The organism is Flavobacterium sp. (assembly GCF_044361015.1).
Taxonomy (GTDB): Bacteria; Bacteroidota; Bacteroidia; order Flavobacteriales; family Flavobacteriaceae; genus Flavobacterium.
Map to the genome: position 1 here is coordinate 1 of NZ_JBIKJL010000058.1, position 12,809 is coordinate 12,809.

General features: G+C 33.0%; 14 protein-coding genes. 10 read left to right on the forward strand and 4 right to left on the reverse strand.

Annotated features, from left to right (window positions below; translation table 11 throughout):
• Window positions 1-897 (forward strand): acyl-CoA dehydrogenase family protein (locus ACIQ2Z_RS11170; RefSeq protein WP_396184226.1); only part of this gene is annotated, 897 nt, incomplete at its 5' end.
• 62 nt (window positions 898-959) lie between these two features.
• On the opposite strand, the gene ACIQ2Z_RS11175 is transcribed toward ACIQ2Z_RS11170, so the two are convergent.
• Entirely contained in the window at window positions 960-1,688 is a 729-nt protein-coding gene (locus ACIQ2Z_RS11175) for a biotin--[acetyl-CoA-carboxylase] ligase (RefSeq protein ID WP_396184228.1), read from the reverse strand.
• Between the two features lie 94 nt (window positions 1,689-1,782).
• Between ACIQ2Z_RS11175 and rsfS the strand changes: the two genes are divergently transcribed.
• The 7 genes from rsfS (at window position 1,783) to ACIQ2Z_RS11210 (ending at window position 7,350) form a co-directional block, all read left to right on the forward strand.
• Complete coding sequence (rsfS, locus tag ACIQ2Z_RS11180) at window positions 1,783-2,154, forward strand: ribosome silencing factor (protein ID WP_290861813.1); 372 nt, start codon at window positions 1,783-1,785, stop codon at window positions 2,152-2,154.
• 26 nt (window positions 2,155-2,180) lie between these two features.
• Window positions 2,181-4,130 carry an ATP-dependent zinc metalloprotease FtsH gene (ftsH, locus tag ACIQ2Z_RS11185; protein WP_396184229.1) on the forward strand — a complete coding sequence of 650 codons (1,950 nt, stop codon included), beginning with the start codon at window positions 2,181-2,183 and terminating at the stop codon, window positions 4,128-4,130.
• A gap of 118 nt (window positions 4,131-4,248) precedes the next feature.
• Window positions 4,249-4,851 (forward strand): LUD domain-containing protein, encoded by a 603-nt coding sequence (locus tag ACIQ2Z_RS11190; RefSeq protein ID WP_396184230.1) that lies wholly within the window; start codon window positions 4,249-4,251, stop codon window positions 4,849-4,851.
• 1 nt (window position 4,852) lies between these two features.
• Window positions 4,853-5,656 (forward strand): phosphatidate cytidylyltransferase, encoded by an 804-nt coding sequence (locus ACIQ2Z_RS11195; RefSeq protein WP_396184231.1) that lies wholly within the window; start codon window positions 4,853-4,855, stop codon window positions 5,654-5,656.
• A complete protein-coding gene (locus ACIQ2Z_RS11200) occupies window positions 5,646-6,296 on the forward strand; it encodes a phosphatidylserine decarboxylase family protein (RefSeq protein WP_396184232.1) in 651 nt (216 codons plus the stop codon). The genes ACIQ2Z_RS11195 and ACIQ2Z_RS11200 overlap by 11 nt, the downstream gene beginning before the upstream one ends.
• A 3-nt stretch (window positions 6,297-6,299) precedes the next feature.
• Complete coding sequence (locus tag ACIQ2Z_RS11205) at window positions 6,300-6,569, forward strand: acyl-CoA-binding protein (RefSeq protein ID WP_290861804.1); 270 nt, start codon at window positions 6,300-6,302, stop codon at window positions 6,567-6,569.
• A gap of 4 nt (window positions 6,570-6,573) precedes the next feature.
• Entirely contained in the window at window positions 6,574-7,350 is a 777-nt protein-coding gene (locus tag ACIQ2Z_RS11210; protein WP_396184233.1) for a superoxide dismutase, read from the forward strand.
• 72 nt (window positions 7,351-7,422) lie between these two features.
• Here ACIQ2Z_RS11210 and ACIQ2Z_RS11215 read toward each other — a convergent pair whose 3' ends face one another.
• A complete protein-coding gene (locus ACIQ2Z_RS11215; RefSeq protein ID WP_396184234.1) occupies window positions 7,423-10,056 on the reverse strand; it encodes a valine--tRNA ligase in 2,634 nt (877 codons plus the stop codon).
• 178 nt (window positions 10,057-10,234) lie between these two features.
• Between ACIQ2Z_RS11215 and ACIQ2Z_RS11220 the strand changes: the two genes are divergently transcribed.
• Both ACIQ2Z_RS11220 and ACIQ2Z_RS11225 read left to right on the forward strand, forming a co-directional pair.
• Window positions 10,235-10,669 (forward strand): DUF1573 domain-containing protein, encoded by a 435-nt coding sequence (locus tag ACIQ2Z_RS11220; protein WP_396184235.1) that lies wholly within the window; start codon window positions 10,235-10,237, stop codon window positions 10,667-10,669.
• A gap of 203 nt (window positions 10,670-10,872) precedes the next feature.
• Entirely contained in the window at window positions 10,873-12,063 is a 1,191-nt protein-coding gene (locus ACIQ2Z_RS11225) for a pyridoxal phosphate-dependent aminotransferase (RefSeq protein WP_396184236.1), read from the forward strand.
• 236 nt (window positions 12,064-12,299) lie between these two features.
• Here the strand turns inward: ACIQ2Z_RS11225 and ACIQ2Z_RS11230 are convergent, their stop codons facing one another.
• Both ACIQ2Z_RS11230 and ACIQ2Z_RS11235 read right to left on the reverse strand, forming a co-directional pair.
• Window positions 12,300-12,503: a hypothetical protein gene (locus ACIQ2Z_RS11230; protein WP_396184238.1), complete on the reverse strand. Its 204-nt coding sequence runs from the start codon at window positions 12,501-12,503 to the stop codon at window positions 12,300-12,302.
• A gap of 166 nt (window positions 12,504-12,669) precedes the next feature.
• The gene (locus ACIQ2Z_RS11235) at window positions 12,670-12,798 is read right to left on the reverse strand and encodes a T9SS type B sorting domain-containing protein (protein ID WP_396184239.1); all 129 of its coding nucleotides are present in this window, start codon (window positions 12,796-12,798) and stop codon (window positions 12,670-12,672) included.
• Window positions 12,799-12,809: the final 11 nt, after the last annotated feature.

Consider the following 12,809-nt stretch of genomic DNA (forward strand, 5'->3'; position numbering starts at 1 on the left):
CAATTTGGAGCCATTCGATATAAATTGGCTGAAATGGCCACTTCTGCTTATGCCGGTGAAAGTGCTACCTACCGTGCTGCAAAAGACATCGAAAACCGAATTAAATTACGTGAAGCAGAAGGTGCAACACATCAAGAAGCCGAATTAAAAGGTGTAGAAGAATTTGCGATCGAATGTTCGATTTTAAAAGTAGCGGTTTCAGAAGATGTTCAAAACTGTGCCGATGAAGGCATTCAAATTTATGGTGGTATGGGATTCTCAGAAGATACTCCAATGGAAAGTGCTTGGAGAGATGCCCGAATTGCTAGGATATACGAAGGTACGAATGAAATTAACCGAATGCTTTCGGTTGGAATGTTAATTAAAAAAGCCATGAAAGGTCATGTAGATCTTTTAGGTCCAGCGATGAAAGTACAAGAAGACTTAATGGGAATTCCCTCATTCGACGCACCGGATTATTCTGAATTATTCTCGGAGGAAAAAGAAATGGTTGGCAAATTGAAAAAAGCCTTCTTAATGGTTGCCGGAGCAGCCGTCCAAAAATACGGAATGGATTTGGACGCTCACCAACAGTTATTAATGGCTGCAGCCGATATGCTAATCGAAATTTATGTGGCTGAAAGCACTGTTTTACGTACTGAAAAGTTAGCTAAAAAAGTTGGTGAAGAAAAAGCAAAAGAACAAATTGCAATGGCAAAATTATACTTGTACAAAGCCGTTGATGTAGTGGCACAAAAAGGAAAAGAAAGCATCATTTCCTTTGCGGAAGGCGACGAACAGCGTATGATGTTAATGGGCTTACGTCGATTTACAAAATACACCAATATGCCAAATATTGTAGGATTAAGAGAAACAATTACGACCAAATTAGTGGCGGAAAAAAGTTACTGCTTTTAATAAATTTTAGTTTAGTTGTTGAATAAAAGCCACGTTAGTAAAAAAGCGTGGCTTTTTTGTAATTAGTATAGCATTTTTATTTCCTTCACTTCAAATTTAGCAATAGAATCATCTTCTAAAAGTATGTGTAATAAACCATCATAAGAAACTTTTTGAATTATTCCCATAAATTTATTTCCATGAACATCTTCAAAAACCATCGGAATTACTTTTTTAAATAACTTTTGATGATAATTGACCCATATTTTTTCTGAATCCTTTTCCAACATCGTTAAATTTTGTTTAATAGAAGTGCAAAAATCTAATAGAAGTTCATCTAAATTAAAGGATTTCCCTGAAATTAGATGTAAAGAAGTTGCATTGGGAGCTTTTTCAAAATATAATTGGTTTATATTAAGTCCAATTCCTACTATTGAAATCACTTCTCCATCTGATTTAATACTATTCTCAATTAAAATACCACCTAATTTTAAATTCCCTGACATAATGTCGTTTGGCCATTTGACAGTCAAATTAGGAATTTTATAGCTTTCCAAAACTTCAACTAAGGCAAGTGAAACTAAAATATTTAGCGTAAACAATTGCTTTACATCAACAATTAAATCTTTTAGCAATATACTAAAAGTGAGGTTTTTACCTGATTCTGATTCCCACGAAGTACCCATCTGACCCTTTCCTTTCGACTGATTTGATGCTACAACAATAGTAAAATTAGCTACTACTTGTTTGGTGTATAATTGCTTTAAATAGTCATTTGTCGAGGGAGTGGCACTTAGTTTGATGATATGCATAAGATAATATTATACTGAAATTGTTTTAAACTTGTGTTAAGCATCAAAAATAAACACAAAATTTGATAACTTTGCAGAAATTATAAAATAGTAAATGGCGAATAAAAAAGTTAGTAAAGATGAATTGTTAATCAACATCATCAAAGGAATTGAAGAAGTTAAAGGAAATGACATCGATATATTAGACTTACGCGATATTGAAAACACAGTTTGTGATTATTTTATAATTTGCAATGGTACTTCTAACACACAAGTTAACGCTATTGTTAACTCGGTTCAAAAAACGGTTTCCAAAGAACTAAAAGACAAGCCCTGGCATGTTGAAGGGGCAGATAATGCCGAATGGGTTTTAATGGATTATGTGGATATTGTTGTTCATGTCTTTCAAAAACATGTTCGTGAATTTTATAACATTGAAGGATTATGGGGTGATGCAAAAATCACAACGATTCCAAATAAAATTTAAAAATTGCTAAAGAAGAAAAATATATAATGGCGAAAGAAAATAATTCTACTCCGAATTCGAATAAGTTTAAATTTAATCCATGGTTACTTTATTTTATAGTTGCCGGTATTTTTATATTTATCAGTGTTATTTCCGGTGGAAGTTCCTTTCAGGAACCCGGTAAATTAACCATTTCTAAATTCAACGAATACCTTGAAAATGGTGAAATTGAAAAAGTATTGGTTTACAACAAAGGCGAAAATATCAGTGAAGCTGAAATCTATATCAAGAAAGAATCCCTGAAAGATCAAAAACATAAAGGTGTTGTAAAAGATGTATTAGGTCGTGAAAATACGGGTGCACATTATCTTTTACCTAACATTGCTGATGGTAAATTATTTCAGGAAAAACTGGAATTAGCTAAAAAAGAAACTAAATTAGCCGATTATAATTATTTAGTAAAAAGTAATTGGTCCGGTATTCTAATTAATTTATTACCAATCATACTCATTGTAGTCATCTGGATTATCATTATGCGTCGTATGTCAGGCGGATCAGGCGGCGGCGGTGGTCAAATTTTTAATATCGGAAAATCAAGAGCGAAACTATTTGACGAAAAAACCGATGTAAAAGTAACATTCAAAGATGTAGCCGGATTAGAAGGTGCGAAAGAAGAAGTTCAAGAAATTGTTGATTTTCTTAAAAACCCAGAAAAATATACCGCTCTAGGCGGAAAAATCCCAAAAGGAGCTTTGTTAGTTGGCCCTCCAGGCACAGGAAAAACATTGTTAGCAAAAGCGGTAGCCGGTGAAGCAAAGGTTCCATTTTTCTCTCTTTCAGGTTCTGATTTTGTGGAAATGTTTGTGGGTGTAGGAGCCTCCAGAGTACGTGATTTATTTAAACAAGCTAAAGACAAATCACCTTCAATTATCTTTATCGATGAGATTGATGCTGTCGGTAGAGCTCGTGGAAAGAACAACATGTCTGGTTCAAATGATGAGCGTGAAAACACGCTGAATCAATTACTTACCGAAATGGATGGCTTTGGAACCAATACCAATGTTATTGTGTTAGCAGCTACCAATCGTGCCGATGTATTAGACAAAGCCTTGATGAGAGCAGGTCGTTTTGATCGTCAAATCTATGTTGATTTACCGGACATTAGGGAACGTAAAGAAATCTTTGAAGTGCATTTAGCTCCTTTGAAAAAACAAGAAGGTTTAGATACTGATTTTTTAGCTAAACAAACTCCTGGGTTTTCAGGTGCAGATATAGCAAATGTATGTAATGAAGCGGCTCTCATTGCGGCTAGACATAACAAAAAAGAAGTTGATAAACAAGATTTTTTAGATGCAGTTGACAGAATTGTTGGTGGCTTAGAAAAGAAAAATAAAATTGTAACACCGGATGAAAAAAGAGCAATTGCTACTCATGAAGCAGGTCATGCTACAGTAAGTTGGATGCTGGAACACGCTGCTCCGTTAGTAAAAGTAACTATTGTGCCTCGTGGTCAAAGTTTAGGTGCAGCTTGGTATTTACCTGAAGAACGTTTAATTGTTCGTCCGGATCAAATGTTAGACGAAATGTGTGCCACCATGGGTGGACGTGCTGCTGAAAAAGTAATCTTCAACAAAATTTCTACAGGAGCTTTAAGTGATTTAGAAAAGGTGACTAAACAAGCCCGAGCGATGGTAACCATTTATGGTTTAAATGAAAAATTAGGAAATGTCACTTATTACGATTCTTCGGGTCAAGGTGAATATAGTTTTTCAAAACCATATTCCGAAGAAACCGCGGTTACCATTGATAAAGAAATTTCAAATTTAATTGAAAGTCAATACCAACGTGCTATCAAACTTTTGGAGGAAAATAAAGATAAATTAATTCTATTAGCTGACATATTAATTGAAAAAGAAGTTATTTTCAAAGATGATTTAGAAACTATTTTCGGAAAAAGAACTTTTGGAGTTGAATCACATGTTTCAGTAGGGGAATAATTTTTAAAAGATATTTTAATAAAAAACAGAAAAAACTTAATTCAATATGAAATTTGAATTGAGTTTTTTTTATCTTTGAACGTTTTCAATTACAACAAGTACAATTGTTAAAAATAGTATGAGTCTTTTTAAAAAGTTATTTGGTTCCGGAAACGAGGCTTCAGAAGAGAATAAGGAAAAAGATGCCAGTCCTTTTAATCCGGATAACAAAATTCCTGTAGATGAATTATTTACTTTCAATTTCAAAAAAAATGGAGGTAAATTTTTGTATTGTGAAAACTTAGAAGAAATTAAAGAACAATTCTTAAACATCTTAGAAGAAAACGATTGGTTTGAGTGTGAAGCAGTTTGTTTTGAACCAAAACTTTTCCATTTATTAGACGAAAACAAACTCAATTTTAAAAATCCGGTAAACCCGAAATTTTTATTGACCAGTTGTGAAAATCTAATAGCTGATGAAGGCTCTGTTTTATTAACTTCAAATCAAATTAAACAAAACAAACCACACGAACTTCCTGCAAATATGATTGTTTTTGCTACAACCAGTCAAATCTTAGAAAGTAAAAGTGACGGTTTAAGAGAAATAAAAAAAAGTTACGTTAAAGATTACCCAACTAATATTACTACTATTAAATATTTCGAAAAAGCAAAAGAAGAAGATTTTCTTCAATATGGAAGTGCAGCTAAAAACCTGTACTTATTGCTTTTAGAAGACTTATAAAATGAATGAAACGATTACAAGAGCTTTATCTGGTTTAGTTTATATTGTTTTACTAGTAGGCTGTATTTTACAAGAACTATCTTTTTATATATTGTTTGGTGGTTTTTTGGGCTTAACAACATTTGAATTTTGTAAGTTAGTAGACCTTCCAAAAAGTATTCCAGCGGTTTTCGCAGTTGCACTATTTGCACTATTTTGTGATTCTACATTTTATCCCTTTCAAGATGGAATAATAACAATTTTCACCGTTTTGGTCTCCTTCAAATTATTGTATTCTCTATTTTCAACAAAAGAAAAAACGATTACCAATTTTGAAAAGTGGCTTTATTTAATTGGTTATATAATTTTTCCATTTGTAATTATCACTAAAATTCCATTCGGACTTTCCGGTTACAACCCTAAAATTATCATCGGAATTTTTGTTTTAATTTGGACCAATGACACTTTTGCTTATTTAGTGGGAAAATCGATTGGTAAACATAAATTATATGAACGGATTTCGCCTAAAAAAACTATCGAAGGATTCATTGGTGGTTTTGTGTTTACAATTATTGCTGGTATTATTATTGCAAAATATTTACTGAATACTACCAATTTAACCATTTGGATTGGAACAGCCGTTTTAGTTAGTATATTTGCAACGCTGGGTGATTTAATTCAGTCGAGATTTAAGCGAATAGCCGGTGTAAAAGACAGCGGGAAAATTATGCCCGGACACGGTGGCATATTAGATCGTTTGGACAGTATGATTTTTGTTGCACCATTCATTTTTTTGTTTTACCAAATTTTAAATTATGTTTCATAAAGAAGGAGCTAAAATTATTTTAATTGCTACAGTAATTGTAACTGCTTGGATTCTATTGGCAGATGAATTCATTTCGTTAGTTTGGTTAAGAATGACTGTTCAAACTATTGGACTTTTATTTCTAATTCTGATTTTACAATTTTTCAGAAATCCAAAACGAAACACACCTTTTGATGATAACCATATTATCGCCCCGGTTGATGGAAAAGTAGTAGTTATTGAAGAGGTTTTTGAACCAGAGTATTTTAAACATAAACGCTTACAAGTTTCCATTTTCATGTCGCCAATCAATGTTCATGTTACTAGATATGCCACAAACGGAAAAATTAATTTCAGTAAATACCATCCCGGTAAATACTTAGTTGCGTGGCATCCAAAAGCTAGTACTGAAAATGAAAGAACTACTGTTGTTATTGAAAATAGAATTTTTGGCGAAATTTTATACCGTCAAATTGCTGGTGCTTTAGCACGTAGAATTGTAAATTATGCACAAGAAGGAATGCAAGTAGTTCAAGGAACAGATGCCGGATTTATAAAATTTGGTTCACGTGTTGATTTATTCTTACCTTTAGGTACAAAAATTAAGGTGACGCTTAATCAAACTGTAAAAGGAGGAGAAACTGTAGTTGCCGAAAAATAATTCATGGCTGAAAAAGATTTAGATACTCGATTTCGAGAAGCTTTTGAGAAAGCTTCCAACATGACCGAAACATTACCTCCGGACGTGATGTTGCGTATTTACGCTTACTACAAACAGGCAACTCATGGTATGGTGGGCTACACACAACCCTCTTCAAACGATTTGCGAAATGCATTTAAAACCAATGCTTGGATGCAAATAAGTCACATTTCATCCGATGAAGCCAAAGAACTTTATATCGAAACAATCAATTCATTGTTAAATAAAAAATAATCTCATGAAAAAAAATGTAATACTATCTGCTCTTGTTATCACAACACTTATTAGTTGTAATAATAACAAAAAATTAGAAGAAGTTGTGGAAGTTCCACTTCCTGAAAAGGAAGTAGTAGTAACTGAAATGGGGAATCCTGCTGATGTAAAAGTTGATGAAGGCGGTGCTTTTGAAATGGTAGCCCTTCCCTACGCTTATAATGCTCTAGAGCCTTATATTGATGCTAAGACAATGGAAATTCATTATTCTAAACACCATTTAACTTATGCTAATAATTTGAACAAAGCAATTGCCGGAACTGAAATGGCAAACATGTCCATTGAAGATATCTTTAAAAAATTAGATCCTGAAAACAAAGCTGTTCGTAACAATGGTGGTGGTTATTACAATCATAACTTCTTTTGGGAAATTATGGGAGCTAATAAAGGCGGAGAACCTAAAGGAGCTCTTGCGGAAGCGATAACAAAAGATTTTGGTAGTTTTGCAGATTTTAAAACCCAATTTATTGAAGCTGGTATGAAACAATTCGGTTCAGGATGGGCATGGCTGATTTTGGATAAAACCGGTAAACTAACAATTATTTCTACTGCTAATCAAGATAATCCTTTAATGACAAAATTAGGAAATACCGGAACACCCATTTTAAATGTTGATGTTTGGGAACATGCCTATTATTTGAAACACCAAAACAAACGAAAAGATTACTTAGAAGGATTTTTCAATGTAATCAATTGGGATAAAATAGAAGAAAAATATACATCCGCTACAACCATTAAATAAATTAAAAGCTATTATTATAACAACAAAAAGTCCCTAAAAATAGGGACTTTTTTGGTTTGTACCTTTTTTATACTATTTCAAACTTGCTAAACTTTGCTCGATTGTAGCTATTTTAGCTAAAGCATCGGCTTCTTTTTTGCGTTCCATTTCGATAACTTTTTCAGGAGCACCTGAAACAAATTTTTCATTTGATAGCTTTGCTCTTACTGAATTTAAAAAACCATTCGTGTATTTTAATTCTTCCTGCAATTTCGCTACTTCTTCTTCTACATTAATTGCACCACTAATAGGTATAAAATATTCATTAGATTTTACTCTATAAGTTAAAGCTCCATTTTCTTGTTCAGAAATGTAATCTATGGAAGAAACATTTCCTAATTTAATTATAACTGAATCAAACTCTTTTGAGGCATTTTCATGATTGATAACCTTCAATTCGATGGCTTCTTTAAATGGAATATTTTTGTCTTTACGAATTGTTCTTAAACCGGCAATCACTTCAGTAGCAAATTCAAATTCTACTATCAAATCAGCATTTGTATTCCCTATAGTAGGCCATTCTGAAATCATTAAGGCTTGCTTCGGTGAGCGTTCTGCTAAATTTTGCCAAATTTCTTCTGTCAAAAAAGGCATAAACGGATGTAACAATTTTAAATTCGCTTCTAACGCAGCAATAGCTCTTGTATAGGTTACTTTATCAATTGGTTGTTGATAACTTGGTTTTATCATTTCCAAAAACCATGAACAGAAATCATCCCAAACGAGTTTATAAATTGCCATTAATGCATCTGATAAACGATATTTTTCAAACTGATCTTCAATTTCAGCTAACGTTTTTTCTAATTTTGCTTCATACCAAGCAATTGCAATTTTTGAACTTTCTGGTTGTGGAATAGAATCAATTACTTCCCAACCATTTATCAATTTGAAGGCATTCCATATTTTATTAGCGAAAGCTTTTCCATTATTGCATAACTCTTCATCAAACATAATATCGTTTCCGGCAGAAGCACTTAGCAATAAGCCAACCCGAACACCATCAGCACCATATTTCTCAATCAAATCTAACGGATCAGGAGAATTTCCTAATGACTTCGACATTTTTCGGCGTTGCTTGTCGCGAACCAATCCCGTTAAATAGACATTCTTGAAAGGTTTCTTCCCTGTATATTCATAACCTGCAATAATCATTCTTGCCACCCAGAAGAATAAAATATCCGGACCGGTTACTAAATCATTGGTTGGGTAATAGTACTTAAAATCTTTATTTTCAGGTTCCAAAATTCCACCAAAAACAGCCATTGGCCACAACCAGGAAGAGAACCAAGTATCTAATGCATCTGCATCTTGTTTAAGATTATTTATTGCAAGTTGCGGATTATTGGTTTTTACTTTAGCTAATTCCAAGGCTTCCTCGATAGATTCAGCAACCACATAATCTTCTTTTCCGTCTCCATAGAAATAAGCAGGAATTTGTTGACCCCACCACAACTGTCGGGAGATATTCCAATCTCGGATATTTTCTAACCAATGTTTATAGGTATTATTAAATCGATTTGGATATAATTTTATTTCTTCAGTTTCCATTACGGCCTTAAATGCCGGTTTAACCAAATCTTCCATTTTCAAAAACCATTGATCAGATAAACGAGGTTCAATAACCGCTTTTGTCCGTTCGGAAGTTCCAACTTTATTAATGTGATTTTCAATTTTGGCAATATGCCCAAGAGATTCTAATTCAATTACAATCTCATCTCGAACCACAAAACGGTCTTTTCCTTGATAATGCAATCCATAATTGTTTAACGTTGCATTTTCATTGAAAATGTCAATGATATCCAGGTTATGTCTATTTCCTAATTCTTTATCATTAACATCATGTGCCGGTGTAACTTTTAAGCAACCGGTACCAAATTCCATATCTACATAGTCATCAAAAATAATTGGAATCACTCGATTACAAATAGGAACAATCGCTTTTTTACCTTTTAAATGGGCAAAACGTTCGTCATTTGGGTTAATACAAATTGCAGTGTCTCCTAATATTGTTTCTGGACGAGTTGTTGCAATAGTGACTGATTCCGTAGAGCCTTCAATTTTATAATTCAGAAAATATAATTTCCCTTGGCGTTCTTCATATATTACTTCTTCATCTGAAAGTGTGGTTTTTGCTTCCGGATCCCAATTGACCATTCTATAGCCGCGATAAATCAACCCTTTGTTGTATAAATCAACGAACGATTTGACAACCGAAGCACTCATGTCATCATCCATTGTAAATTTTGTTCTATCCCAATCGCAAGAACAACCCAATTTTTTCAACTGTTCTAAAATAATTCCACCATGTTTATCTGTCCATTCCCAAGCATGCTTCAAAAATTCTTCTCGAGTTAAATCCTCTTTATTGATTCCTTCTGTTTTCAATTTAGCTACTACTTTTGCTTCTGTAGCAATAGAGGCATGGTCTGTTCCCGGAACCCAACAGGCATTCATTCCTTTCAAACGAGCACGTCGAATCAAAACATCCTGAATAGTATTATTCAACATATGTCCCATGTGTAATACTCCTGTCACATTCGGTGGTGGGATTACGATAGTATAAGGCGTTCTATGGTCTGGTTCTGAATGAAAATAATTATTTTTCATCCAGTAGTGATACCATTTCTTCTCGGCTTGTTTGGCATCAAATTGTGCAGGAATTGACATGTGAAATTGGTTATCGGTTTGCAATAAATAGCAATTGATTAAAACAATTACTAAATTTTTGGTCTAATTTTTGTACTATTCAGCAAAAGTAATGATTTCGTTAGAGTATTAAAAATCAAATTTGTATTTGTACTTTAATAAAAAGTGATTAATTTTACACAACCCATAACACATCACCATGAAAAAAATATTCTTTTTTACAATTGTTGGCTTATTGAACTTTTCTGCGTTTGCACAAAATGGCCCTAAAATTGTTTTTAAAGCCGACGATAATACAATAGATTATGGTAAAATATATAAAGATTCAGACAATGGTGTCAGGGTTTTTGAATTTACTAATACCGGAAATGCTCCTTTAATTATCACAAATGTACAGTCTACTTGTGGTTGTACTGTTCCATCAAAACCCAAAGCACCAATTATGCCAGGGAAATCGGATAAAATTGAAGTTAAATATAACATGGCGACCGGCCCTATTCGAAAAAGTATTACCGTTGAAAGTAATGCTGTAAATTATGAAAACGGAACAGTTCATCTAAAAATCAAAGGTGAGGTTTTAGAACGTCCGGAAGTAAATTTATTGGAAAAGAAAAATGTAGGTCCAATGCAATAAAAATAAAGCTCTTCTTTTTGAAAAGCTTTTTTTTATAAAATCCTTTTTAAAACAAAACTGTAATTAAGAAATTGACTTACAAAATATATATAAAACATAAAATTACAAAAAAAAGAAAAGAATTTTCTTATCCTTAAATATATCCTTTAAAAGATTGGGTCTGAATAAAAAAATTTGCAAATTTGCAGTTCAAAAATAACGATATGCCAAAAATATCCAATAAAGGCAAAGAAATGCCGGAGTCTCCTATTCGTAAGTTGGTTCCTTATTCTGAAATGGCTAAAAAGAAAGGTCTGAAAGTATACCATTTGAATATTGGTCAGCCGGATATTAAAACTCCGGAAGTGGCCATGAATTCGATTAAAAATTTAGACATTTCGGTGTTAGAATACAGTCACTCTGCAGGTTTTGAGAGTTACAGAAGAAAACTATCAGTCTATTATACCACACACGGTTTGCCAATAAACATTGAAGACATCATTATTACTACCGGTGGTTCGGAAGCTTTATTGTTTGCAATGGGAAGCTGTTTAGATGCAGGAGATGAAATCATCATACCGGAACCATTCTATGCAAATTACAATGGTTTTTCTACAGCTTCAGGTGTGAAAGTTGTGCCGGTAATTTCTACCATTGACGAAGGTTTTGCTTTACCTCCTATTGCTTCTTTCGAAAAATTAATTTCTCCTAAAACCAAAGCAATTTTAATTTGTAATCCCGGCAATCCAACCGGTTACTTGTATTCCAAAGAAGAAATTTTTCAATTAGCTGAATTAGTTAAAAAACATGATTTATTTTTTATTGCGGATGAAGTTTATCGCGAATTCATTTATGACGGTGAAGAACATTTCTCTGTGATGAATGTACCGGGATTGGAACAAAATGCCATTATGATTGATTCTGTTTCTAAACGTTACAGTATGTGTGGGGCAAGAATTGGTTGCATTGTTTCCAAAAATAAAGAGTTGATGACAACTGCTATGAAATTTGCTCAAGCACGATTAAGTCCTCCCACTTTTGCTCAAATTGCCAGTGAAGCAGCGCTAGATACGCCACAAAGTTATTTTGACGAAGTGATTACGGAATACAGAGGTCGTCGTGACATTCTAATTGAAGAATTAAATAAAATTGAAGGAGTTAAAGTAGCTACTCCCAAAGGAGCTTTTTATTGCATAGCCAAACTTCCGGTAAAAAATGCCGATCATTTTGCACAATGGTTACTTGAAACGTATGAATACAATGGAGAAACAGTAATGGTCGCTCCTGCTGCTGGATTCTATTCTACGCCAGGTGTTGGATTAGATGAAGTTCGAATTGCTTATGTATTGAAAAAAGAAGATTTGGTTAAATCAGTTCAAATACTTAAAGAGGCTTTAAAAGTTTATAAAAACTAATTATAATTTTTGTGCTAATTAAAAACCTTTCAAGTTTGGTTACATGAAAGGTTTTCTTTTTATAATTAACTAAGATAAAATCTATTTCACAAATCGTTTTTTAAACCACCCAAGATATAATTCATTAAATTGAAAATTTTTTTTTGTTTGCAAATTGGTTTTATTAAAAATCAAAATATATGACGCGGTTTGAATTATAAATCTGTTTTCTTCCTCTTGGTGTGAAAGTATTTGGTTTACTTCAAATTCATATACTGTTTGCTCCACCTTAAAGGTGATTTTTTATTAGAAATCACAAGATTTTCTTTCGTATGTACTCCTTCGTAACTCCATTTTAACCATTCAGGAATAGTTAATGCCTGTGGTTGAGTTTCTACCGATTCCGATTCACATCCTACTAAAAATAAAACAGCAAATAAAACTAAAACAATTCTTTTCATCTAGGCAGTATTTATTAACCTGCTGTAAATCTAGTCCTTAGAATCATTATTATACTTTATAATCGTCAAAACGGTAATAAAAATGATTAAGTTAGGCATAGGTGTTGTTTGATCGATAAAAAAACTCCTGACGAAAACATTAGGAGTTAAATTTTTAATATTATTTTTATCGTTTTAACGAAAAATGTGCTTTAAATACTTTTGCTTCTCCTTGCTCTTCATACTCCACCGTAAACCAGTAATCTGTTGAAGGCAGGGCTTCTCCGTTGAAGGTTCCGTCCCATCCTACTCCCATTGGGCTGATTT